Origin of the sequence: Delftia sp. GW456-R20, assembly GCF_001622915.1 — a bacterium.
GTDB classification, from domain to species: Bacteria; Pseudomonadota; Gammaproteobacteria; order Burkholderiales; family Burkholderiaceae_C; genus Comamonas; species Comamonas acidovorans.
The window spans coordinates 1,711,625-1,734,578 of record NZ_LWCN01000004.1; the positions used below are offsets into that span (position 1 = coordinate 1,711,625).

Below are 22,954 nucleotides of genomic sequence, written 5' to 3' on the forward strand. Positions count from 1 at the left end.
CTTGTGCAAGGCCGCTGCAGGCCGGCCAATGCAGCCATGGCGGCAACGGCAGACGGCCCCATGACCACAACAAACAAGGGAGTCATTGCATGCACAGGTGCGCACGGGCATTGAGAACATTGGTGGGGGGAGGATGGGTCGCGGTCCTGGGTGCGGCGCAGACGGCGCAGGCGGCCGAGCAGGCGATCACGCGGCCGTCGCTGGTGGCGGTGGAATCCATCAGCGCCGTGGACACGGTCTGGCTGATGACGGCCACGGTGCTGGTGCTGCTGATGACGCTGCCCGGCATTGCGCTGTTCTATGCGGGGATGGTCCGCCGCAAGAACGTGCTCAACACCATGGCCAGCGTGGTGGCGATTGCCTGCCTGGTGAGCATTCTGTGGTTTGCACTCGGCTATTCGCTGGCCTTCACGCCCGGCAATGCGTGGATAGGCGGTGATTCGCGCGCCTGGTTCGCGGGGCTGGATTTCAACGCCGCCAAGGGCCTGGTGGCCGTGAGCCACCTGGCGCCGCATGTGCCTGAAGCGGCCTATGCCATGTTCCAGCTGGCCTTTGCCGTGATCACCGCCGCCTTGCTGGTGGGCGCCTGGGTGGAGCGCATGCGCTTCGGTGCCATGCTGATCTTCGTGGGCCTGTGGAGCCTGTTGGTCTATGCGCCGGTGGCGCACTGGGTGTGGGAGCCCGGGGGCTGGCTGGCGCGCATGGGCGCGCTGGACTTTGCCGGAGGCACCGTGGTGCATGTGAACGCGGGCGTGGCCGGCCTGGTCTGCGCCTGGTTCCTGCGGCCGCGCCGCGGCTACGGGCACGAGCCCTTCGAGCCCTACAACCTGGCCCTGACCATGATGGGCGCGGCCCTGCTGTGGATGGGCTGGTTCGGCTTCAACGCCGGCTCATCGCTGGCCGGGGACAGCCGGGCGGCGCTGGCGCTGGCCGTCACCCACATTGCCGCCAGCGCGGGCGCCCTGGCCTGGTCGCTGGCCGAGTATGTGGTGCGCGGCAAGGCCACGCTGCTGGGCCTGTGCTCGGGACTGGTCGGCGGGCTGGTGGCGATCACGCCGGCGGCCGGCTTCGTGACGCCGCTGTCGGCGCTGTGCATCGGCCTGATCGCCGGTGTCGCCTGCTACTGGGGCGCCACCGGCCTCAAGCGGCTGCTGGGCGCGGACGATTCGCTGGATGTGTTTGGCGTGCATGGCGTGGGCGGCATCTTGGGATCGCTGCTGACCGGCGTGTTTGCCAGCCCGCAGATCGGCGGCGTGCAGGGCAGCGTACTCACCCAGGCCGTGAGCGTGCTGGCCGTGGCCTTGTTCACGCTGGTGGCCACGGCCGTGCTGCTGTGGCTGCTGGACATGCTGATCGGCCTGCGCGTGGATGAGGAAAGCGAGCTGCAGGGCCTGGACCTGGCGCTGCACCGCGAACGCCTGAGTGGATGAACGGCCGGGCCGCAAAGCGGCCCGGCACCCGATCGCCCGATGATCGTCAAACCGAAGGAGTGCCCCTACATGCCCGAAAGCGAACTCCTGGCCATTGCCGCGCACCTGCATGTGCTGCTGCGCAGAAGCTGCGGCCGCGTGACCGATACCGAATGGCTGGCAGCCAATGCCGAGTACGCCGCCGAAATCATCCGCTTCGCGCGGGAGCAGGAAGGGGCGCGCAGCACGCCCGAACTGGTGGACTGGACCCATCGCTTCGAAGCCGCCTGGAATGCCGCGCTGGCCGGGCCCGCCGAGCGCTCACCGCTCATGCAGCGCGCCGGCGAGCTGATGCGCCAGCGCGCGGAAAACCGCAAGTACGTGGGCACGCTGCGCTAGCGTCTTGCCTGATCAGGCCGGTGGCGCGGGCACGGAGTGCAGCAGCACGGGCGCATCGCCATCGCCGTTGACGCTTTCCATCTGCACGCCAAAGCCCCACAGGCGCGCTGCGTGCTTGAGCACTTCCAGCGCATCGTCGGACAGGGGTCGGCCCTGGTAGCGCGTGTGGCGCAGGGTCAGGCAGCGGTCGCCGCGCAGATTGACGTTCCAGACCTGGATATTGGGCTCGCGCGCGCCCAGGTCGTACTGCTGCGACAGGGTCTGGCGCAGGGTGCGGTAGCCGTCGTCGTCGTGGATGGCGCTGACCAGCAGCTCGCGTTCGCTGGCATCGTCATGGATGGAGAACAGGCGCATGTCGCGCATCAGCTGCGGGCTCAGGTACTGGCCGACAAAGCTCTCGTCCTTGAAGTTCTGCATGGCATGGTGCAGCGCCGGCAGCCAGGGCGTGCCGGCCAGGTCGGGGAACCAGCGGCGGTCTTCCTCGGTCGGGTCCTGGCAGATGCGGCGGATGTCGCGGTACATGGCAAAGCCCAGCGCATAGGGATTGATGCCGCTGTAGGCGCGGTGTCCGGCGGGCGGCTGGTAGATCACGTTGGTGTGGGAGGACAGCCATTCGATCATCACGCCGTCGGTCAGCCAGCCTTCGTCGTAGAGGGTGTTGAGCAGGGTGTAGTGCCAGAACGTGGCCCAGCCCTCGTTCATCACCTGGGTCTGGCGCTGCGGGTAGAAGTACTGGGCGATCTTGCGCACGATGCGCACGATCTCGCGCTGCCAGGGCTCCAGCAGCGGGGCGTTCTTCTCGATGAAGTACAGCAGGTTTTCCTCGGGTTCCTTGGGAAAGCGCTCGCTGTGCTGCGCCGCGCTGTCCTTGCCGGGGCGGGCCGGCAGGGTGCGCCACAGCTCGTTGACCTGCTGCTGGGCATAGGCCTCGCGCTGCTCGCGCTCGGCCCGCTCGCGCGCCAGGCTTTTCTTGGAGGGGCGGCGGTAACGGTCCACGCCCAGGTTGGACAGGGCGTGGCAGGAGTCCAGCCATTGCTCCACCGTCGTCAGGCCGTGGCGCTCCTCGCACTGGGAGATGAAGTCGCGCGCATAGACCAGGTAGTCGATGATGCTGCCCGCATCCGTCCACATGCCGAACAGGTAGTTGTTCTTGAAGAAGCTGTTGTGGCCGTACGCCGCATGGGCGATCACCAGGGCCTGCATGGCGGTGGTGTTCTCCTCCATCAGATAGCTGATGCAGGGATTGGAGTTGATGACGATCTCGTAGGCCAGGCCCATGTGGCCGCGCCGGTAGCGCCGCTCCGTCGCCATGTATTCCTTGCCATAGCTCCAGTGGCGGTAGCCCACGGGCATGCCCACGCTGGCGTAGGCGTCCATCATCTGCTCGGCCGAGATCACTTCCAGCTGGTTGGGATAGGTGTCCAGGCCGTAGCGTTCGGCGGCGGCCGCAATCGCTGCGTGATAGCGCTCGATGAGCTCGAAGGTCCAGTCGCTGGGATCGGGCAGAGGCTCGGCCGGCCGCGCCCCCGCCGGCAGCGGCGCGGAGGGCACGATGCGCTGGGCCCGGTCGCTGGCCAGATGGGATTTCCACTGCGGCGTGGCATGGCGGGGCGCCAGCACGGGATAGTGAGAGAGGTTCATACCGATACCCCCTCTTTCTTGAACAGGTCGCGGAACACGGGATAGATCTCGCTGGCGTCCGACACCTTGCGCATGGCGAAATGCGAGAACAGCGGCAGCACCTGGCTGTACTCCTGCCACAGGCTCTGCTCTTCCTGCACCACCTGCACATAGGCGAAGTAGCGCACCAGCGGCAGGATTTTCTCGACCAGCAGGTTGCGGCAGTTGGATCCGTCGTCGCCGAAGTTGTCGCCATCGCTGGCCTGGGCCACGTAGATGTTCCAGTCCCCGGACGGATAGCGCGCGCGGATGATCTGGTCCAGCAGCACCAGCGCACTGCTGACCACCGTGCCGCCGCTTTCCTGGGAGTGGAAGAACTCGTCCTCGCTGACCTCGGCCGCCTGCGTGTGGTGGCGGATGAAGACGATGTCGATCTTCTCGTAGTGCCGCGTCAGGAACAGGTACAGCAGGATGAAGAAGCGCTTGGCCAGGTCCTTGCGGCCCTGGTCCATGGAGCCGGACACATCCATCACGCAGAACATCACGGCCTGGCTGATGGGCGCAGGCACGCGCGTGCGGTTGCGAAACCGCAGGTCGATGGGGTCGAGAAAGGCCACCGTGCCCATGCGCAGCTTCAGCGCATCGATGCGCTGCTGCAGCTCGGCCGCCGCCTCGCTGGTGCCATCGTCCTGCGCCAGCAGCGCTTGCAGCTGCTCCTCCAGTGCCTTGAGTTCGCGGTGCGGGGCCTTGGTCAGCGCAATGCGCCGGCCCAGGGCGCCGCGCATGGTGCGCAGCAGGGCCAGGTTGTGCGGCGTGCCGTCGTGGCTGTAGCCGGCGCGGCGCGTCTTGTACTGCATGGTGTTGCCGATGTGGGTGCGCAGCAGCCGCGGCAGGGCCAGGTCTTCAAAGAACAGTTCCATGAACTCTTCCTTGGTCAGGGTGAAGGTGAAGTCGTCCTCGCCCTCGCCGCTGTCGCTGGCCTGGGAGCCGCCGCCGCCTGCGCCGCCCTGCGGCCGGGCAATGCGGTCGCCGCGCACATGCTCGGTGTTGCCCGGGTGCACCGTGTCATGGACGCCGCCCTGCCCGTGGTGGAACACGGGCTCGCGGATGTCCTTGCGCGGGATGGAGACGCTCTCGGACTCCTCCATGTGGCGGATGCCGCGCTTGTCCACCGCGCGGCGCACCGCCTCGGCGATCTGCGCCTTGTAGCGGCGCACGAAGCGCTCGCGGTTGCCCACCGACTTGTTCTTGCCGGCCAGCCTGCGATCGATGATTTGCAATGCCATCTGTTCCCCCCAGCCCGGGCGCGCCGAAGGGCGGCGCACCCACCCGTCAGTTGCTCTTGCGAACGCGCAGGTACCACTCGCACAGCAGGCGCACCTGCTTGGACGTATAGCCCTTGGCCTCCATCCGGGTGACGAAGTCCTCGTGCTTGCGCGCGTCCTCGGCACTGGCCTTGGCATTGAAGCTGATCACGGGCAGCAGCTCCTCGGTATTGGAGAACATCTTCTTCTCGATCACCACGCGCAGCTTCTCGTAGCTGGTCCAGCTGGGGTTCTTGCCCTGGTTGTTGGCCCGCGCGCGCAGCACGAAGTTGACGATCTCGTTGCGGAAGTCCTTGGCATTGGCAATGCCCGCGGGCTTCTCGACCTTCTCCATCTCGGCGTTGAGCGCGTTGCGGTCGAAGGCCTCGCCGGTATCGTTGTCGCGGTACTCGCTGTCCTGTATCCAGTAGTCGGCGTAGGTGACGTAGCGGTCGAAGATGTTCTGGCCGTACTCGCTGTAGCTTTCCAGATAGGCGGTCTGGATTTCCTTGCCGATGAACTCGGCATAGTGCGGCGACAGGTACTCCTTGATGTAGCTGGTGTACTTGGTCTCCAGCTCGGCAGGGAACTGCTCGCGCTCGATCTGCTGCTCCAGCACATACATCAGGTGGACCGGGTTGGCCGCCACCTCGGTGCTGTCGTAGTTGAAGACCTTGGACAGGATCTTGAACGCGAAGCGCGTGGAGATGCCCGACATGCCCTCGTCCACGCCCGCATAGTCGCGGTACTCCTGGAAGCTCTTGGCGCGCGGGTCCGTGTCCTTGAGGCTTTCGCCGTCATACACCTGCATCTTGCTGAAGATGCTGGAGTTCTCGGGCTCCTTCAGCCGCGTGAGCACGGCGAACTGGGCCATCATCTTGAGCGTGCCGGGCGCGCACACGGCGCTGGCCAGGGACGACTCGCGGATCAGCTTCTCGTAGATGCGCACCTCCTCCGACACACGCAGGCAGTACGGCACCTTGACGATGTAGACCCGGTCCAGGAAGGCCTCGTTGTTGCGGTTGTTGCGGAAGGCCTTCCACTCGCTCTCGTTGCTGTGGGCCAGCACCATGCCGTCGAAGGGAATGGCGCCAAAGCCTTCCGTTCCCTTGTAGTTGCTCTCCTGCGTGGCCGTCAGCAGCGGGTGCAGCACCTTGATGGGCGCCTTGAACATTTCCACGAACTCAAGCAGGCCCTGGTTGGCCAGGCACAGGCCGCCCGAGTAGCTGTACGCGTCGGTATCGTCCTGGGCAAAGTTCTCCAGCTTGCGGATGTCCACCTTGCCCACCAGGCTGGAGATGTCCTGGTTGTTCTCGTCGCCGGGCTCGGTCTTGGCAATGCCCACCTGCCTGGAGATGCTGGGATAGCGCTTGACCACGCGGAACTGGCGGATATCGCCGCCCAGCTCCTCCAGACGCTTGACGGCCCAGGGCGACAGCACATGGTTGAGGCAGCGCCGGGGAATGCCGAACTGCTCCTCCAGCAGCGGCCCGTCCTCCACGGGGTCGAACAGGCCCAGCGGCGACTCGTTCACGGGCGAGCCCTTGAGGGCGTAGAACGGCACCTTCTGCATCAGGTATTTGAGGCGCTCGGCGATGGAGCTCTTGCCACCGCCCACGGGACCCAGCAGATAGAGGATCTGCTTGCGCTCTTCCAGGCCCTGGGCCGCATGGCGGAAGAAGCTCACCACCTGCTCGATGGAGTCTTCCATGCCGTAGAACTCGGCGAAGGCCGGATAGCGCCGGATGACCTTGTTGGCAAACAGCCGCGACTGGCGTGGATCATTGCGCGTGTCCACCATTTCAGGTTCGCCGATGGCTGCCAGCATGCGCTGGGCAGCACCTTCGTAAGCCATGGGATCGCGCTGGCACAGGGCGAGAAATTCGTCCAGCGACATCTCTTCTTCGCGAAGGCGAACGTAACGTGCAGCCGAGTTGCTGATGACATCCATACGACCTCTCCCGGCGGCACCCGAGGGCGAACAGTGCCGCGAAGTTGCAAGGCATTCGCTACCGTGTGGAACTGTTGTAGCACCTTGCATCGGCTTTGAATAGCTCATACGTCCCACATGTCTGCATTGCGCGCGAGGTCACAATGTCAGGTTCCTGGACTACCCCGCTTTTTGCGGCGCCGGGACAGGGGCTTGAGCCAGCCGGGCCTGCAGCAAGGCCCGTGAATACAGCGCCTGACGCTCCCACTTTTGACAAATGATAGTCCGCACTCACACAGCGGCACAGGCCCGAATTCAGAACCGATGTCTCCTGCCGACAACCCCCTACTTGCCGCCGGTCGCCCATCGCGCAAACTGGCTGCCGTGACGCCGATGCACCTGCTGCGGGCCATGTGCCTGGTGCTCGGCCTGCTGCTCGCCCTGCTGGCACCGGGCCTGGCCAAGGCCGCACCGGCAGCAGGCCCTTTGGGTGCCTTGCAGGGCACGCTGGGCGGTGGCTCCGCGTCCGACAAGGAACGAAGCAACGCCATTCAGGCCCAACTGGATGCCGCCGCATCGGCGACAAAGGAAGCCGATGCGCTGGCGCAGGAACTGGACCGCCTGCGCGCCAGGGCACGCACGCCCGTGCCTGCCCTGCCCGCGCCGCTGAGCGACGAGCAGCTGGGCAGCCTGTTCGATCGCTGGAAGGAACGCGTTCCCGCCAACGCCAGCCAGGAAGTGCTGGAACGCCTGCTGGCCGATGAACGCGATGCCATCGCCGCACTCAAGGTGGGCATCGAAAAATCCGCGGCCGACCAGGCCAACCTGGTCTCGCAGCCCGGCCCGGGACGCATCGATCTGTCCATCCTCCAGCAACGCGCGCAGGAAAACGCCGAGCCCGTGACCGCCGAGCCCGGCGAAGCCCCCGACCTCACCCAGGCCCGCCAGGCACGGCGCAGCGCGGAGCACCGCCGCGCCCTGCTGGAGCTGGCGCTGCGCCAGGAAGAGCAGTCCACCATCGAAGCCCGCCAGCGCCTGCTGGCCGCCCAGCTGCAGGCCCAGCGCCGCGAGCTGCTCGAGCGCATGCCGCGCGCCGCCTGGCTGACCCAGCGCATTGCCGAGCGCAGCCGCCAGCAACTGGAGCAGCAGGTGCAGGAGATGGAGCTGGCCGCCCAGCACGCTTCCGCCGCCGATCCCGCCATACGCGACCTGGCCCAGCGCAATGCGGCGCTGGCCGCACAGATCCTCAAGAACTCCAATGAACTGGCGCAGGAGCGCAAGACCCTGGCCAATGACGAATATGTCCGCGACCAATTGAGCGCCACGCTGCGCGACACCCAGGCACGCCTGCGGCTGGGCGGTGGCAGCGCGGCCGTGGGCCAGTGGCTGTGGCAGCAGCGCGTGGAGCTGTCCTCCGGCAACACCTTGCAGTCCAGGCACCGCGCCGTGCAGCGCCAGCTGGCCGAGCTGCGGCTGATGCTGTTCAACTCCAGCAAATGGCGCCAGAACCCCGGCGCGGACACGGCGGCACAGGCCCCGGCCGACGCTGCGGATGCAGGCGGCGTGGCGGCACCTGAACCTGCCGCCAGCGCCACCACGGCCATCAATGCATCCAACTCGGCACAGCAGACCGCCCTGCTGGCCCGGCAGGTGGCGCTCACCGATCAATTGCAGCCCGTTTTGCTGCGCCGCATTGCCGTGCTGGAGCAGACCGATGAAGCCCTGCGCGCCGCCCTGCGCAGCGGCAACGAACTGCGCCAGGTGCTGGACAAGGAACTGCTGTGGTTCCCCAGCCACCGCCCCATGGACCGCACCTGGCTCAGCGAGTGGCAGGCGCTGGAGCAGGACATCGAAGGCAGCAGCTCCCCCTGGAAAACCGCGCGCGCCCTGGCCGCCAGCATCTGGAACGATCCCTGGGCCTTTGGCGCCGTCGGCCTGATCGTGGCCCTGCTGCTGGGCCTGCGCCGCTATGCGCTGCGCCAGCTGCAGGCCATCTCCGTGCGCGTGGGCGACTTCATGCGCGACAACTTCGGGCTGAGCCTGCTCGCGCTGGGCTGGAGCCTGCTCTACACCCTGCCCTGGAGCTTTGCGGCCGCGGCGCTGGGTAGCCTGCTGCAAGGCCCCGAAACCGTGGGCACGGCGCTGGAGCCGCTGGGCGCCACCCTGGTCCAGCTCAGCGATTTCATCTTCGTGGCCACCTTGCTCAACGCCCTGTTCTGCCCGGGCGGGCTGGCACTGGCCCACTTCGGCTGGCCGGCCGCTCGCGTGCAGATGCTGCGCCAGATGGTGCGCCGCGCCGCCTGGCTGATCGTGCCTGCCGAACTGCTGGGCGGCCTGGCCTTCTACAGCCATGACAACCACGCCATCAGCACCTGGGGGCGCATCTCCATCCTCATGCTGTCGCTGGGACTGGCCTGGATGGCCTGGCTGTACTTTCGCCGTGTCATGCAGCAAAAGCGGCCCGGCATCCACTGGGGCCAGATCGTCAGCGTGGTGCTGATGCTCATGCTCAGCGCGCTGGCCGTGGGCATCGTGCTCGGCTATGTCTACACGGCCACCGAATTCATCCAGGCCCTGATGGCCAGCTTCGTGTTCCTGGGCGCGGTCGAGGTCGTGGTCAACCTGCTGCGGCGCTGGCTGCTGCTGGGCGAGCGGCGCCTGGCGCTGAACCGGCTGCGCGAAGCCGCCAGGCTGGCCCAGAGCGGCTCGGGCGTGGACACCGGCAAGGCACCCACCGACGAAGCCACCCAGATGGCCCTGGTCACCGTGGGCGCCCAGGCGCACCGGCTGCTGGGCCTGCTGCAGCAAGTGCTGGTCGTGCTGACCCTGGTCTACGCCTGGCTGCCCGTGCTGCCTGCGCTGCTGCGCTCCGAAGGCGTGGTGCTCTGGTACACCACCAACACCGGCGCCGACGGCATCGCGCATGCCGCCCCCGTGAGCCTGATGGATGCGCTGCTGGGCGTGATGATCCTGCTGCTCACCTTCAGCTTTGCACGCAACCTGCCGGGCCTGCTGGAAGTGACGCTGTCGGCCTCCAACCGCATCAGCAGCTCCGCGCGCTACACCCTGGCCACGCTGGCGCGCTACGCCATCACCATCGCGGGCACGGTCAGCGCCTTCACGCTGCTGGGCCTGCGCTGGGGCCAGCTGCAGTGGATGGTGGCGGCGCTCACCGTGGGTCTGGGCTTCGGCCTGCAGGAGATCTTCGCCAACTTCGTCTCGGGCCTGATCCTGCTGGTGGAGCGGCCCTTCCGCGTGGGCGATGTCATCACCATCGACACCCTCACCGGCACCGTCACGCGCATCCGCACGCGGGCCACCACGGTGCTGGACTTCGACAACAAGGAAATCGTCATCCCCAACAAGACCTTCATCACGGGCCAGGTGACAAACTGGACCTTGAGCGACGACGTGACCCGCCTGGTGATCGACGTGCCCGTGGCCCACGGCAATGACCCCGAGCGAGTGCGCGACATGCTGCTGGGCATTGCCAGGGAACACCCCCAGGTGCTGCGCGAACCCGAGCCCAACTGCTGGTTCATGGCGCTGGAAGGCAACGGCCAGCGCTTCGAGCTGCGCGCCTACGTGGGCAAGGTCGAAGACCGCCTGCCCGTGCGCCACGACCTCAACCGCCGCGTCAACGACCGGCTCAAGGACGCTGGCATTGCCGTGGCCTTCCCGCAGCTGGACCTGCATGTGCGCAACATGCCGGCCCATGCACCGGGGCAGGCACCTGGGCAGGCATCTGGGCAGACCCCACCCCATCCGACGGCATGAGGCCGGCAAGTCCCCCGGTTCAACGCTCACAGCGCGGCATTGCCCCGCTCGCGGTCAGAACACTTCCCAGTTCTCGTCCACACGCTCGCCCGCATTGCGCAGCGGGGTGACCTTGGCAGGCGCTGCAGCAACCCTGGGTGCCGCTGCGGACGCCATCGTCCGATGGCCGCCCTTGCTGCCTGCGGCGGCCGGCGCTGGCGCCTGGGCCGGTGAGGACGCGGGCAGGGGCACGGACGAGGACACCCCGTCCAGCTTGAACAGGCTGACCAGATCGACCAGCCTGGCAGCCTGCGCGTTCAAGCTAGCGGCAGCCGCCGCCGACTCCTCGACCAGGGCCGCATTCTGCTGCGTGACCTGGTCCAGCTGTACGACGGCATCGCCCACCTGCGCCACACCGTCGGCCTGCTCGGCCGTGGCCGCGCCTATTTCGCCGATCAGGTCGGCAACGCGCTGCGCCTGCTGAACGATGTCCTTCATCGCGGAACCCGTCTCGCTCACCAGGCCCGAGCCCTCGTCCACCTTGGACACGCTCTCGCCTATCAGGGCCTTGATCTCCTTGGCTGCCCCCGCGCTGCGCTGGGCCAGGCTGCGCACTTCGGATGCCACCACCGCAAAGCCTCGCCCCTGCTCGCCCGCCCGCGCGGCCTCCACGGCGGCATTGAGCGCCAGGATGTTGGTCTGGAAGGCAATGGAGTCGATCACGCCGATGATGTCCTCGATCTTCCGGGAACTCGCGGTGATCTGCTCCATGGTGGCCACAACGCGGTCCACGATCTTGCCGCCGCCGGTGGCGGCCTGGCTCGACGAAGCGGCCAGCTGGGTGGCGGTACGCACCGTATCGGCATTGAGCTTGACGGTGGCGTTCATCTCCTCCATGGAGGCGGCGGTCTGCTCCAGATTGCTGGCCTGCTCTTCCGTGCGCTGGCTCAGGTCCGCATTGCCCGAGGCAATCTGGCTGGCGCCGGTCGCGATGGATTCGCTGCTTTGCCGCACATCGGCAACCACGCGCGCCAGACCGGCCCGCATGTCCTCCATGGCGCGCAGCAGGCTGGAGGTGTCGCCGGGCGCCAATTGCACCCGCACGGACAAATCGCCCTGCGCGATCTGGCGTGCCACCCCGGCGGCATAGGAGGGCTCTCCGCCCAGTTGCTGCTTGACCGTCCTGGTGATCATCCAGGCCACCAAACCGCCCAGCGCGGCGGCCAGCAGCGTCAGCACCAGCATGGCCACGCCGTCTTCGGCCACGCGGCGCAGCGAGCCGTCCACCGTGGCCTGCGTCTGTGCCTTCTGGTAATCGACCAGTGCCTCGACCGCATCGAAATAGGTCGTCTGCAAGGAGCGCAGGCGCCCCATGATCAGATCCCTGGCGGCATCGCCCTGGTTGGCCAGGCCCAGGTCCCCGGCCTGGCGCATGGTCTCCACGAAAGGCTGGCGCGCCTGCCGTATGTCGGCAAAGAGCCGGCGCGCCTGCTCGGTCTGCAGGCGCTGGTCCAGCTCCTTCATGACCAGGCCGTTCCTGGCAACCACCTCATCCAGCCGGCGGCTCTCCTCGGTCATCTGCGCCGGATCGGTGATCAGCGCCAGATTGCGCACCACCCGTGCCGACGCATTGGCGTTGTCCTTGAGCGATTGCAGCCGGGCCAGATTGCCCATGCGGTCCTCGGCCAGCACGCGCAGCTGCTCGCCCTGGTCACGCAACTTCATCCAGCCGAAGGCTGCCACGCATACGCAAACCACGATCACCGCGAAAAAACCCATGCCCAGCATGGTTCCCAACTTCATACGCCTCAGAAAACCCACGTCGCTCTCCCTCGAACCACCTACGCAAACCGGCCAGACTGCTGGCACGGAAGAAACACATTCATGAACAAATTTGACAATTTGAATCAGTCGTGTCGCCTTCCCAAACCCTGCACATCCAGTAGGACAGCGCCTTGCCGACATGCAGGCATCGGGCTGCCAGCGGTCTGCAGTCAGCGATGGGAAGCCAGGGGCGCGTAGATATCCCGCAGCAAGTGCTCCAGCTGCGCCAGCACCATGGCGCTGGCCCGGCTGCGGACGGCCTGCGGCTTCGTGGCCGTGAGCACGTCGCGGTAGAGGTGCTCGACGTCGAGGGGGCGGATCACCGTGGAGCGCCGTGGCCGCAGCATGCGCAGGCTGATCCACGGCAGCACACTGGCGCCCAGCCCTGCGCGCACCGCACCGATCTGGGTGGCAGTGGAGTTCACCTCGCCTGCCACCTGGTAGCCGGTGTCCAGCGCCGCAAAGGCCCGGTCCAGCGCACCGCGCGTGGCATTGGGCAGGCTGGGCAGCAGCAGTGGATGCCGTGCCAGATCCTGCAGCGACATGGGCTTGCCATCCGCCTCGGGCGCCAGGGCGCGGGCGCAGCCAAAGAAGAAAGGCTCGCGTGCCACGGGCCGCGTCTCCAGCTTGGCCGTGGCCTCCGAGGCATAGAGCACCCCCATGTCGAAGCGGCCGCTGTGCACGCCCTCCACCAGATGGCCGCTCAGCCCTTCGTGGATGGACAGGATGACGGCCGGCCAGCGCTCACGGCAGGCGGCCAGCAGGGGAACGGCCAGCACCTGGGCGATGCTGCCCGCAATGGCCACCGATACAGAACCGGCCACCTGCGATTCCTCGACCTGAACGCAGGCCCGCGCATCGGCCACCTGCCGCAGGATGGCCTGTGCCTGGCCGTACAGCAGCCGGCCCGTGGCCGTGGGCTGCACGCCCAGCGCGCCACGTACCAGCAGCGTGCTTTGCAGTTCCTGCTCAAGCAGCTTGAGCTGGTGGCTCACGGCGGATGGCACCACGTGCAGCACATCACAGGCGCGGGTGATGCTCTGGGCATCGATCACGGCAATCAGGTATCTGAGCTGGCGCAATTCCATGTCAGGTCCGAAGAGGGGTTCGATTTGCACGAAGGCCGGTTCTGAATTCCTCAGCCATGCGCTGCGAGGTGCTGCCTACATTGTGCTTACCGCCACTCCGCTACCCAAGCCCCATGCCGTTCCGCCCCCGATCCCTGCTATATGTTCCTGCAACCTCCGCACGCATGCTGGCCAGCGCAGGGCGGCGCGGTGCCGATGCCCTCGTGCTGGACCTGGAAGACGCCATTGCCCCGGCGCAGAAGGCGCAGGCCCGCGCCATGCTGCAACCGGCCATCGCCAGCCTGCGCGGGCCGTGCCCCGTGCTGGTGCGCATCAACGCGGACAGGGCATTGGCACAGGCCGATACCGAGGCCGCCTTGCAGGCTGGTTGCGATGGCCTGGTCATCCCCAAGGTGGAATCTGCCGCCGATGTGCAGCGCATCGCAGCCCTGGCCGATATCCACGGCAGCCCGCCGGTGCTGCTGCAGGCCATCGTGGAGACACCCACCGGGCTGATGCGCCTGCAGGACATTGCCCAGGCCTCGCCCCGGCTGGTGTCGCTGGCCTTTGGCAGCGAGGACTTCGCCACTGCATTGGGCGTGGCGCCCACGCCCCAGGCCCTTGCCATGCCGGCACAGGCCGTGGTCATCGCAGCCGTGTCAGCCGGGCTGCATCCCATGGGGCTGGCAGGCAGCATCGGCGGCTATGCGGATCTTGCGCAGTTCGGCGAACTGGCCCGGATCTCCCGCGCACTGGGAATGCAAGGTGCCGCCTGCATCCACCCGGCCCAGTTGGCGGCCGTGCACGCAGCCTTCGGAGCCAGCCAAGAGGATCTGCGCCAGGCGCGCGACACCGTGCTGGCCTATGAACAGGCGCTGGCGCAGGGACAGGGCGCCGCGGCTGTTGACGGCCGCATGGTCGATGCACCCATTGCTGAGCGCGCACGCCAGTTGCTGCGCAGCACCGGGGAAGCCGCATGAACGCCACGGACAACACAGGCGCCCTGCCCCTGCGCGGCATCCGCGTGCTCGACCTGTCGCGCCTGGCTGCAGGCAACATGCTCACGCTGCAGTTGGCCGACTTCGGCGCCGAAGTGATCAAGGTCGAGGCGCCGGGCGGCGATACCCTGCGCGACTGGAAGAACGACGGCCAGCCGCTGTGGTGGCAGATCTACGCGCGCAACAAGAAAAGCATCTGCCTGGACCTGCATGACGGGGCCGATGTGCAAAGTCTTCTGCAGCTGGCCGAATCGGCACAGGTCCTGGTGGAGAGCTTTCGCCACGGCGCACTGGAAAAGTTCGGACTGGGACCCGATGTCCTGCTGCAGCGCAATCCCCGCCTGGTGATCGTGCGCATCTCAGGCTGGGGCCAGACCGGTCCCTATGCGCAACGGCCCGGCTTTGGCACCCTGGTTGAAGCCTTCTCGGGCTTTGCCCAGAAGAATGGCTTTCCCGACAAGCCGCCCGCCCTGCCCAACCTCGGCCTGGCCGACATGATCGCGGGCCTGGCGGGCGTGGGCGCCACCATGTTCGCACTGCGCGAAGTGGAAACCAATGGTGGCCGCGGCCAGGTGGTGGACCTGTCGCTGCTGGAACCCATGTTGGCCGTGCTCGGCCCCGACCCTGCCATCTTCCAGCGCACCGGCCGGCGGCCACGGCGCATGGGCAACCGTGCCGACATCGCCGCACCGCGCAATGCCTACCAGTGCGCCGACGGGCGCTGGCTGGTGATGTCGGGCTCCACCCAGCGCATGGCCGAACGGATTTTCGAGGCCATGGGCCGCAAGGACCTGTGCAGCGATCCCCGCTTCGCCACCAACGCGGCACGGCTGCGACATGTCGATGCGCTGGACGCGCTGATCGCCGGCTTTGTGGCACAGCGCAGCCTGCAGGACAACCTGCTGCACTTCGGCCAATGGGAGGTGACCGTGGGGCCGGTGCTTGACGTGGAGCAGTTGCTGGCCGACGAGCATGTGCGCGCCAGGGCCTGCATCACCTGCATCCCCGATGCCGACGGCCAGCCCCTGCCCATGCACAACGTCTTTCCGCGCCTGTCGCGCACGCCCGGGTCCATCCGCAGCCTGGGCCCTGCGCTGGGAGAGCACCAGCACCTGGTGCCACCGGGCGCCTGGAGCGATCACCCTGCCCCGACCGAATGAACCCTCAGCCCATACAACGAAGGAGACATACCATGGCCTTTCTCAGGACTTTGCTCACCAGGGTCGCCACAACGGCAGCCCTGGGCCACGCCGCCCTGCTCTCTTTGCCAGCCCACGCGGCCCCTGCGCAACTGGTCACCCTGGTGGTGCCTGCCGCGCCGGGCGGCTCCAACGACATCGTGGCGCGCGTCATGGAGCCGCTGCTACGCGGCGAACTCGACCGGCCCGTGGTGGTCGAGAACCGGGGCGGCGGCGGGGGCAATGTCGGCGCAGCCTACGTGGCACGCGCCGAAGCCGGCAGCAACATCTGGCTGCTGACATCAGCCAGCATCGTCACCATGAACCCCGGCTTGTTCGCCAACCCCGGCTTCGACACGCTGCGCGACTTCGTGCCCGTGGCCGGCATTGCCAGCGTGCCCCATGTGCTGTTGGTCAACAAGGACTTTGCGCCGTCCACCCTGCCCGAGCTGCTGGCCTTGCTGCGCAGGGAGCCGGGCAGGTACTTCTTCGGCTCTGCCGGTAACGGCACCTACTCGCACATCCTCATGGAATTCCTCAAGCGCGCCGAAAAGGTGGATGCCTCCCATGTCCCCTTCCGTGGCGTGGCCCCGGCCATGACCGAACTGATGGCCGGGCGCATACAGATGCTGATCAGCACCCTGCCTTCGGCCATGCCCTACCTGCAAAGCCGCGACGTCAAAGCCCTGGCCGTGTTCTCCGACCAGCGCAGCGAGTTCCTGCCCGACCTGCCCCTGGCCCGCGACACCGTTGCCGGCCTGGTTGGCGACCTGTGGATTGCGCTGTACGCGCCCAAGGACACACCCTCGCAGGAAGTGCAGCGCATGCGCCAGGCCGTGGACAAGGCCCAGGCATCACCGGGACTGCGCGAGAAATTCCGCAAAATGGGCGCCAGCGTCTACGCCCCCACGGCTGCAGAACTGCGGCTGCAGACGGCAGCCGACCTGGCACGCTGGAGCCAGTTGATCCGGCAGGCAGGCATCCAGGTGGACTAAGCAGCCGGCCCATTTCAAGACATTCCAGAGCATTCCAAGGAGACTCCATGAAACTGCTGAGATTCGGCCCCGAGGGCCAGGAAAAGCCCGGCCTGCTGGATGCCGAATGCCAGATCCGCGACCTGTCCGCCCTGTTGGACGACTACACGCCCCGCCTGTTGGGCCGCGAGGCGCTGCGGGCCCTGGCCGCCATCGACCCCGCCAGGCTGCCCCTGGTGCAAGGCCCGGTGCGCATCGGCATGCCCTGGAGCGGCATGTCCAAGTTCGTCGCCATCGGCCTGAACTACCGCGACCATGCCGAGGAAGCCGGCATGCCCATTCCCAAGGAGCCCATCCTCTTCGCCAAATGGCCCAGCTGCGCCTGCGGCCCCGACGACGACATCCCCCTGCCCGAGGGCAGCACACGCATGGACTGGGAGGTGGAACTGGGTATCGTCATCGGCGAGCGCGCGCGCAATGTGTCCGTGGCCGATGCGCTGGAGCATGTGGCCGGCTACTGCCTTGCCAACGATGTGTCCGAGCGCGAATACCAGATCGACCGCAGCGGTGGCCAGTGGAGCAAGGGCAAGGGCTTCGACCGCTTCGGCCCCATCGGCCCCTGGCTGGTCACGCGCGACGAAGTGCCCGATCCGCAGGCCCTGCAGCTATGGCTGGATGTGAACGGGGAGCACCGCCAGAGCGGCAGCACGCGCACAATGATCTTTGGCTGCGCCGAACTCATCAGCCACTGCAGCCGCGTGATGATGCTGGAGCCCGGCGACCTCATCATCACCGGCACGCCCCCGGGAGTCGGGATGGGCATGAAGCCGCCGCGCTATCTGAAGGCTGGCGATGTGATGGAGCTGGGGATCGAGGGGCTGGGCGTGCAGAGGCAGCGAGTGGTGTAGATCCACAAAAAAAGCGGCTTCAAAAAGCCGCTTTATTTTTGAGCTGAACCAGCGCTCAGCTGCCCGCCACCTTCATCCGGTTGATCAGGATCGAGCCCACGGTCTTGGCGCCGTAGTTGTAGGCATCTGCGCCCACGGCCTCGATGCCCTTGAGCATGTCCTTGAGGTTGCCGGCGATGGTGATCTCATGCACGGGGAAGGCGATTTCGCCGTTCTCCACCCAGAAGCCGCTGACACCGCGCGAGTAGTCGCCCGTCACGTAGTTCACGCCCTGGCCCATGAGCTCGATCACGAACAGGCCCGTGCCCAGCTTCTTGAGCATGGCGGGCAGGTCGTCGCCGGCCTTGGTGCGGCGCGAGGTCATGACCAGGTTGTGCGACCCGCCGGCATTGCCGGTGGTCTTCATGCCCAGCTTGCGGGCCGAATAGCTGGACAGGAAGTAGCCCTCGACGCGGCCGGCATCCACCACCTTGCGGGCCTGCACGCGCACGCCTTCCTCGTCGAAGGGCGAACTGCCCTTGCCGCCGAGGATGAAGGGGTCTTCCGTGATGTCGATGTGCTTGGGGAAGACGGGCTTGCCCAGCGAGTCGAGCAGGAAGGTGCTGCGGCGGTACAGCGCGCCGCCGCTGACGGCCTGCACGAAGCTGCCCAGCAGGCCTGCGGCCAGCGTGGACTCGAACAGCACCGGGCATTCGGTGGTAGGGATCTTGCGGCTGCCCAGGCGGCTCAGGGCGCGCTGGGCGGCGTAGCGGCCCACGGCTTCGGGCGAGGCCAGGTCGGCCGCGTTGCGCATGGAGCTGTACCAGGCGTCGCGCTGCATCTCGCCATTGCGCCCGGGCAGCGAGGCAATGGGCGCCACCGACAGGCTGTGGCGCGAGCTGGCGTAGCCGCCACGGAAACCATTGGTGTGGGCGCTGAAGAAATGGCTTTGCTGGGCCGAAACGCCCGCGCCTTCGCTGTTGGTAATGCGCTTGTGCGTGCGCAGCGCGGCTTCCTCGCATTGCAGCGCCAGTTCGGCCGCAGCCTCGCTGGTGAGGTCCCAGGGGTGGAACAGCTGCAGGTCGCGGTGGGTGCCGGGCTGGGCGATGTCGGCCGCATCGGGCAGGCCGGCCATGGGATCTTCGGCCGTGAAGCGTGCGATGTCGTAGGCGGCCTGCACGGTCTGCTGGATGGCTGCATCCGAGAAGTCAGAGGTGCTGGCGTTGCCACGGCGGTTGCCCAGGTAGACGGTCACGCCCAGCGACTTGTCGCGGTTGCGCTCCACGGTCTCCAAAGCCCCCTTGCGCACACTCACGCTCAGGCCGCAGCCCTCGGAAGCCTCGGCCCCGGCGTTGGTGGCGCCGAGCTTCTTGGCGTGGACCAGGGCACGGTCCACCAAGTCTTCAAAAAACGGTTGGCTGTAGCTGAAGCCGGAATCAGCCTGCGGTTTGGCGGTGCTTGCCGAGCGGGGACGGGGTTTTTTCATAGCGGCGGCTATGATAGCCGCCACTGCAGCGCTCTCCGCGCCGCCACTGCATTTGTCCCCTACCCCATGTCACGCAAACCCAAAAAAGGCTACTACGTCAAAGGTCACTTCGTTGCCGAAGGCAGCGAACTCGACCTGCAGCTCAAGGCCGAACTCAAAGGCACCCCCGACTCCAGCAAGACGGATCTCAAGCGCGAGTCCGACGCCCTGCAGGACCTCGGCAAGGATTTGCTGACGCTACGCTCCGACCTGTTCAAGCGCCTGCAATTGCCCGACCAGCTGGCCGATGCCCTGGCCGAGGCCAAGCGCATCACCAATTTCGAAGGCAAGCGCCGCCAGATGCAATTCGTCGGCAAGCTCATGCGCAAGCTGGACGAGACCGAGATCGCCGCCGTGCGCGCCGCGCTGGACGAGCAGCACAACGGCTCGGCCGCCGAGAAGATGGCCCTGCACGCCGCCGAGCAATGGCGCGACCGCCTGATTGCCGAGGAATCGGCCCTGTCCATCTGGCTGGACCATTTCCCCGACACCGACACCCAGCAGCTGCGCGCCCTGATCCGCCAGGCCCGCAAGGACATGCCGGGCGCCCATGAGGCCAATGTGCAGGAATCCACCGGCCTGGCCCAGCGCAAGGGCCGCGCCTACCGCGACCTGTTCCAGCTGGTTCGCCAGCAGTTGGGCGGCACGGGCCGCGAGGCTGCCGAGGACGGTGACGGCGCTGGCGAGGAAGCTGACGATGAGTGAACCCGTCCATGACGCTGTGCGCATCGGCATCGTCTCGATCAGCGACCGTGCCAGCAGCGGCGTCTATGAGGACAAGGGCCTGCCGGCCCTGCAGGACTGGCTCACCCGCGCGCTCAGGAACCCCATCACGTTCGAGCCGCGCCTGATCCCCGACGAGCAGGCCGGCATCAGCGCCACGCTGATCGAACTGGTCGATGCAGGTTGCTCCCTGGTGCTGACCACGGGCGGCACCGGCCCCGCGCCGCGCGATGTCACGCCCGAAGCCACGCTGGCCGTGGCCGACAAGGAAATGCCGGGCTTTGGCGAGCAGATGCGCCAGATCAGCCTGGCCTTTGTGCCCACGGCGATTCTGTCGCGCCAGGTGGCGGTGATCCGCGGCAAGAGCCTGATCATCAACCTGCCGGGCCAGCCCAAGGCGATTGCCGAGACTCTGCAAGGCCTGCAAAACCCTGATGGCACGCAAACGGTCAACGGCATCTTTGCGGCCGTGCCCTATTGCGTGGACCTGATCGGCGGGCCTTATCTGGAAACGGATGACAGCGTGTGCAAGGCCTTCCGGCCCAAGAATGCCGTGCGCGCACCGCGCACTGCTGACTGAGGTCCAGGGCCAGGAGGCCCCTCAGGTGCATCCAACAAGGCAGCCTCAGGGCTGCCTTTTTTGCGGCCGCACGGCCTGACTGTCGCACCGGGGCCACCAAGCCCGTGCTTGCCCCAATGCGGCAGGCCCCTGTCCCTGCCAGCATGGAATCACCCCGGCCCCTGCGCAACAGCAGCGGGCTTTTTCCATCCAAAGCAAGGAGACTTCATGCAGCAACGCCCCAAGACATCGCTGATGACACCGCTGGCCCTGGCACTGTGCGCCGCCGCACTGGCAACGCCGGCCCTGGCGCAGCAGGACAAGGTTCGGATCGGCTTCATCACCGACATGTCCAGTCTCTATGCCGATGTCGAGGGCAAGAACGGCGCCGTGGCGATACAGATGGCCATCGACGACTACGGCGGCAAGCTGCTGGGCAAGCCCATCGAGCTGCTGACGGCCGACCACCAGAACAAGGCCGACATTGCCGCCAGCAAGGCGCGCGAGTGGATTGACACGCAGGGCATCAGCCTGGTGTTTGGCGGCACGAACTCGGCCACGGCCCTGTCCATGGCCAAGGTGGCACAGGAGAAAAAGCGGGTCTTCATCGACAACGGCGCTGGCAGCTCGGCGCTGACCAACGAGCAGTGCAGCCCCTACACCGTGCACTACGCCTTCGACACCGTGGCCCTGGCCAAGGGCACGGGCGCGGCCGTGGTGGAGGCCGGCGGCAAGAGCTGGTACTTCGTGACGGCCGACTATGCCTTCGGCCATGCGCTGGAGGCCGACACCACCAAGATCATCGAGGCGCGTGGCGGCAAGGTTCTGGGCTCGGTCAAGACGCCGCTGAACGCCAGCGACTTCTCCAGCTTCATGCTGCAGGCGCAGAACTCCAAGGCCCAGATCCTGGGCCTGGCCAATGCGGGTGGCGACACCATCAACTCCATCAAGGCCGCGCGCGAGTTCGGCGTGACCAAGGACATGAAGCTGGCCGGCCTGCTGGTGTTCTTCACCGACGTGCACAGCCTGGGCCTGAAGAACACCCAGGGCATGCAGTTCACCACCAGCTGGTACTGGGACATGAACGATGCCTCGCGCAAGTTCGCCGATGCCTTCATGGCCAAGACCCAGCGCCGCCCCAGCGAGATCCAGGCGGCCGACTACTCGGCCACCATGAACTGGCTCAAGGCCGTGGAGAAGGCCGGCACGCTGGACGCCGACAAGGTCATGGCCACCTGGCGCGGCATGAAGATGGACGACTTCTTCGGCAGCGGCTACCTGCGCGAGGACGGCCGCTACGTGCACGACATGTACCTGATGGAAGTGAAATCCCCCGCCGAATCCAAGGGCACCTGGGACTACTACAAGCTGGTCAAGAAGCTGCCGGCCGAGCAGGTCTGGACCACCAAGGCCGAGAGCAAGTGCCAATACTGGCGCTGAACTTGCGGTGAGCCGGGGGGCAGCCCGGCCGCTCCCGCCCCTCGCTTTTCTCCACTGAATCTCCATGCCTTGGTCAATGCCGGGACATCGAACCGCGCCAGACTGGTAAGTTCGAGCATTGGGCGCGGCGCCGGGCAGGAACTTCTTCCCCTGCGGCCGACCGCGCGGCAGGGGAAGAATGAAGTTCAATCGCAAGTGGACCATTGGCGCCGTGGTGGGTGCCTGCATCATCGCCGGGGGCGCACTGTGGAAGGCCAGCGCCAAGCCCGCCACCCGGTACGCGACGGCCGCCGTCACCGTGGGCAACCTGGAGCAGACGGTGCTGGCCGTAGGCCGGCTGCATGCCAAGGAGCTGGTTGCCGTGGGCGCCCAGGTCTCCGGACAGGTCAAGCGCCTGCATGTGGAACTGGGCCAGCAGGTCAAGGCCGGCGACCTGATCGCCGAAGTCGATGCCCAGCCGCAGCGCATCAAGCTGCGCAATGCCGAGGCCTCGGTCACCGCGCTGCAGGCCCAGCTGGCCGCGCGGCGCGCGGCCCTCGTCCAGGCCCGGCTCACCTTCCAGCGCCAGCAGGAACTGCTGCAGGCCGACGCCACCTCGCGCGCCGACCATGAGGCCGCCAAGGCGGCGCTGGACACGGCCCAGGCCGAGGTCGGCGCCCTGCAGGCCCAGATCGAGCAGGCACGCACCCAGGTGGAGACCGAGCGCATCAACCTGGGCTACACCCGCATCGTTGCGCCCATGGACGGCGTGATCGTGGCCGTGGTCACCAAGCAGGGCCAGACCCTGAACTCCTTCCAGACCACGCCCACCATCGTCATGCTGGCCAAGCTCGACGTGATGACCGTGCGTGCCGAGATTGCCGAGGCCGACGTGGACAAGATCCAGCTCGGCCAGACGGCATGGTTCACCACGCTGGGCAGCAACCGCCAAAAACACATGGCGAAGATAGAGCGCATCGAGCCCGCACCGACCTCCATCGTCAACGACGCGGGCGGCGGCGCCTCGCCCGCTGCGGCCACGCCTGCCGCCAAGGCCATCTACTACAACGCCCAGTTCGATGTACCCAACCCGGACGGCAAGCTGCGCCCCTCCATGACCGCCCAGGTCACCGTGCGCGTGGCCCAGGCCGACAAGGCCGTGCTGGTGCCGGCCGCCGCACTGGGCAGCCGGGCAGAGGATGACAGCTACACCGTGCGCGTGCGCGACGGCGAAGGCAAGGTCGCCGAGCGCAAGGTGCGCATCGGCCTGCGCACCAATGCCCAGGCCCAGGTGCTTTCGGGCCTGGAGGCGGGCGAGCAGGTGGTGATCGGCGAGGCGGGCCCGAACAACGCCCCCGCCGCCGACCCCATGGGAATGTGAG

At 67.1% G+C, this 22,954-nt stretch carries 17 protein-coding genes; 11 read left to right on the forward strand and 6 right to left on the reverse strand.

Annotated features, from left to right (window positions below):
* Positions 1–89: 89 nt before the first annotated feature.
* Together A4F85_RS13030 and A4F85_RS13035 are read left to right on the forward strand one after the other, a co-directional pair.
* The gene (locus tag A4F85_RS13030; protein ID WP_063326810.1) at positions 90–1,430 is read left to right on the forward strand and encodes an ammonium transporter; all 1,341 of its coding nucleotides are present in this window, start codon (positions 90–92) and stop codon (positions 1,428–1,430) included.
* A gap of 69 nt (positions 1,431–1,499) precedes the next feature.
* Positions 1,500–1,808, forward strand: coding sequence for a hypothetical protein (locus tag A4F85_RS13035; RefSeq protein ID WP_013803509.1), 309 nt, complete (start codon positions 1,500–1,502; stop codon positions 1,806–1,808).
* 12 nt (positions 1,809–1,820) lie between these two features.
* On the opposite strand, the gene A4F85_RS13040 is transcribed toward A4F85_RS13035, so the two are convergent.
* The 3 genes from A4F85_RS13040 to A4F85_RS13050 are packed head-to-tail and all read right to left on the reverse strand — an operon-like array spanning position 1,821 to position 6,683.
* Positions 1,821–3,449: a SpoVR family protein gene (locus A4F85_RS13040; RefSeq protein ID WP_013803510.1), complete on the reverse strand. Its 1,629-nt coding sequence runs from the start codon at positions 3,447–3,449 to the stop codon at positions 1,821–1,823.
* Positions 3,446–4,714: a YeaH/YhbH family protein gene (locus tag A4F85_RS13045; RefSeq protein ID WP_063326811.1), complete on the reverse strand. Its 1,269-nt coding sequence runs from the start codon at positions 4,712–4,714 to the stop codon at positions 3,446–3,448. The genes A4F85_RS13040 and A4F85_RS13045 overlap by 4 nt, the downstream gene beginning before the upstream one ends.
* Before the next feature lie 46 nt (positions 4,715–4,760).
* Positions 4,761–6,683, reverse strand: coding sequence for a PrkA family serine protein kinase (locus A4F85_RS13050; protein ID WP_012204247.1), 1,923 nt, complete (start codon positions 6,681–6,683; stop codon positions 4,761–4,763).
* A gap of 372 nt (positions 6,684–7,055) precedes the next feature.
* Between A4F85_RS13050 and A4F85_RS13055 the strand changes: the two genes are divergently transcribed.
* On the forward strand, positions 7,056–10,439 hold the full coding sequence (locus A4F85_RS13055) for a mechanosensitive ion channel domain-containing protein (protein ID WP_063326812.1): 3,384 nt from the start codon (positions 7,056–7,058) through the stop codon (positions 10,437–10,439).
* A 54-nt stretch (positions 10,440–10,493) separates the two neighbouring features.
* Here A4F85_RS13055 and A4F85_RS13060 read toward each other — a convergent pair whose 3' ends face one another.
* Positions 10,494–12,221 carry a methyl-accepting chemotaxis protein gene (locus tag A4F85_RS13060; protein ID WP_063326813.1) on the reverse strand — a complete coding sequence of 576 codons (1,728 nt, stop codon included), beginning with the start codon at positions 12,219–12,221 and terminating at the stop codon, positions 10,494–10,496.
* 191 nt (positions 12,222–12,412) lie between these two features.
* Complete coding sequence (locus tag A4F85_RS13065; RefSeq protein WP_063326814.1) at positions 12,413–13,330, reverse strand: LysR substrate-binding domain-containing protein; 918 nt, start codon at positions 13,328–13,330, stop codon at positions 12,413–12,415.
* Between the two features lie 113 nt (positions 13,331–13,443).
* Here A4F85_RS13065 and A4F85_RS13070 point away from each other — a divergent pair, with 113 nt between their 5' ends.
* From A4F85_RS13070 to A4F85_RS13085, 4 genes are read left to right on the forward strand one after another with little or no spacing between them, the layout of a single operon-like run.
* Positions 13,444–14,289: an HpcH/HpaI aldolase/citrate lyase family protein gene (locus A4F85_RS13070; protein WP_269447117.1), complete on the forward strand. Its 846-nt coding sequence runs from the start codon at positions 13,444–13,446 to the stop codon at positions 14,287–14,289.
* Positions 14,286–15,467, forward strand: coding sequence for a CaiB/BaiF CoA transferase family protein (locus tag A4F85_RS13075; protein WP_063326816.1), 1,182 nt, complete (start codon positions 14,286–14,288; stop codon positions 15,465–15,467). Before A4F85_RS13070 ends, A4F85_RS13075 begins: the two co-directional genes overlap by 4 nt.
* Positions 15,468–15,499: 32 nt before the next feature.
* Positions 15,500–16,480, forward strand: a complete 981-nt coding sequence (locus tag A4F85_RS13080) for a Bug family tripartite tricarboxylate transporter substrate binding protein (protein ID WP_197485488.1) — start codon at positions 15,500–15,502, stop codon at positions 16,478–16,480.
* 47 nt (positions 16,481–16,527) lie between these two features.
* Positions 16,528–17,367, forward strand: a complete 840-nt coding sequence (locus tag A4F85_RS13085; protein ID WP_063326818.1) for a fumarylacetoacetate hydrolase family protein — start codon at positions 16,528–16,530, stop codon at positions 17,365–17,367.
* A gap of 55 nt (positions 17,368–17,422) precedes the next feature.
* On the opposite strand, the gene pmbA is transcribed toward A4F85_RS13085, so the two are convergent.
* Entirely contained in the window at positions 17,423–18,832 is a 1,410-nt protein-coding gene (gene pmbA / locus A4F85_RS13090) for a metalloprotease PmbA (RefSeq protein WP_012204243.1), read from the reverse strand.
* A gap of 66 nt (positions 18,833–18,898) precedes the next feature.
* Here pmbA and yjgA point away from each other — a divergent pair, with 66 nt between their 5' ends.
* The 4 genes from yjgA (at position 18,899) to A4F85_RS13110 (ending at position 22,953) form a co-directional block, all read left to right on the forward strand.
* A complete protein-coding gene (gene yjgA, locus A4F85_RS13095; protein ID WP_034391380.1) occupies positions 18,899–19,576 on the forward strand; it encodes a ribosome biogenesis factor YjgA in 678 nt (225 codons plus the stop codon).
* The gene (mog, locus tag A4F85_RS13100; protein ID WP_063326819.1) at positions 19,569–20,174 is read left to right on the forward strand and encodes a molybdopterin adenylyltransferase; all 606 of its coding nucleotides are present in this window, start codon (positions 19,569–19,571) and stop codon (positions 20,172–20,174) included. The genes yjgA and mog overlap by 8 nt, the downstream gene beginning before the upstream one ends.
* Before the next feature lie 207 nt (positions 20,175–20,381).
* A complete protein-coding gene (locus A4F85_RS13105) occupies positions 20,382–21,593 on the forward strand; it encodes an ABC transporter substrate-binding protein (protein ID WP_012204238.1) in 1,212 nt (403 codons plus the stop codon).
* Positions 21,594–21,771: 178 nt separating this feature from the next.
* Positions 21,772–22,953, forward strand: a complete 1,182-nt coding sequence (locus A4F85_RS13110) for an efflux RND transporter periplasmic adaptor subunit (protein ID WP_013803516.1) — start codon at positions 21,772–21,774, stop codon at positions 22,951–22,953.
* Position 22,954 lies beyond the last annotated feature (1 nt).

Coding starts and splice junctions, on each gene's coding strand:
- A4F85_RS13080 (WP_197485488.1), top strand. CDS start 15,500: ATGGCCTTTCTCAGGACTTTGCTCACCAGGGTCGCCACAACGGCAGCC.
- mog (WP_063326819.1), top strand. CDS start 19,569: ATGAGTGAACCCGTCCATGACGCTGTGCGCATCGGCATCGTCTCGATC.
- A4F85_RS13035 (WP_013803509.1), top strand. CDS start 1,500: ATGCCCGAAAGCGAACTCCTGGCCATTGCCGCGCACCTGCATGTGCTG.
- A4F85_RS13040 (WP_013803510.1), bottom strand. CDS start 3,449: ATGAACCTCTCTCACTATCCCGTGCTGGCGCCCCGCCATGCCACGCCG.
- A4F85_RS13050 (WP_012204247.1), bottom strand. CDS start 6,683: ATGGATGTCATCAGCAACTCGGCTGCACGTTACGTTCGCCTTCGCGAA.
- A4F85_RS13070 (WP_269447117.1), top strand. CDS start 13,444: ATGCCGTTCCGCCCCCGATCCCTGCTATATGTTCCTGCAACCTCCGCA.
- A4F85_RS13060 (WP_063326813.1), bottom strand. CDS start 12,221: ATGAAGTTGGGAACCATGCTGGGCATGGGTTTTTTCGCGGTGATCGTG.
- A4F85_RS13055 (WP_063326812.1), top strand. CDS start 7,056: ATGCACCTGCTGCGGGCCATGTGCCTGGTGCTCGGCCTGCTGCTCGCC.
- A4F85_RS13085 (WP_063326818.1), top strand. CDS start 16,528: ATGAAACTGCTGAGATTCGGCCCCGAGGGCCAGGAAAAGCCCGGCCTG.
- yjgA (WP_034391380.1), top strand. CDS start 18,899: ATGTCACGCAAACCCAAAAAAGGCTACTACGTCAAAGGTCACTTCGTT.
- A4F85_RS13075 (WP_063326816.1), top strand. CDS start 14,286: ATGAACGCCACGGACAACACAGGCGCCCTGCCCCTGCGCGGCATCCGC.
- A4F85_RS13030 (WP_063326810.1), top strand. CDS start 90: ATGCACAGGTGCGCACGGGCATTGAGAACATTGGTGGGGGGAGGATGG.
- A4F85_RS13065 (WP_063326814.1), bottom strand. CDS start 13,330: ATGGAATTGCGCCAGCTCAGATACCTGATTGCCGTGATCGATGCCCAG.
- A4F85_RS13110 (WP_013803516.1), top strand. CDS start 21,772: ATGAAGTTCAATCGCAAGTGGACCATTGGCGCCGTGGTGGGTGCCTGC.
- pmbA (WP_012204243.1), bottom strand. CDS start 18,832: ATGAAAAAACCCCGTCCCCGCTCGGCAAGCACCGCCAAACCGCAGGCT.
- A4F85_RS13105 (WP_012204238.1), top strand. CDS start 20,382: ATGCAGCAACGCCCCAAGACATCGCTGATGACACCGCTGGCCCTGGCA.
- A4F85_RS13045 (WP_063326811.1), bottom strand. CDS start 4,714: ATGGCATTGCAAATCATCGATCGCAGGCTGGCCGGCAAGAACAAGTCG.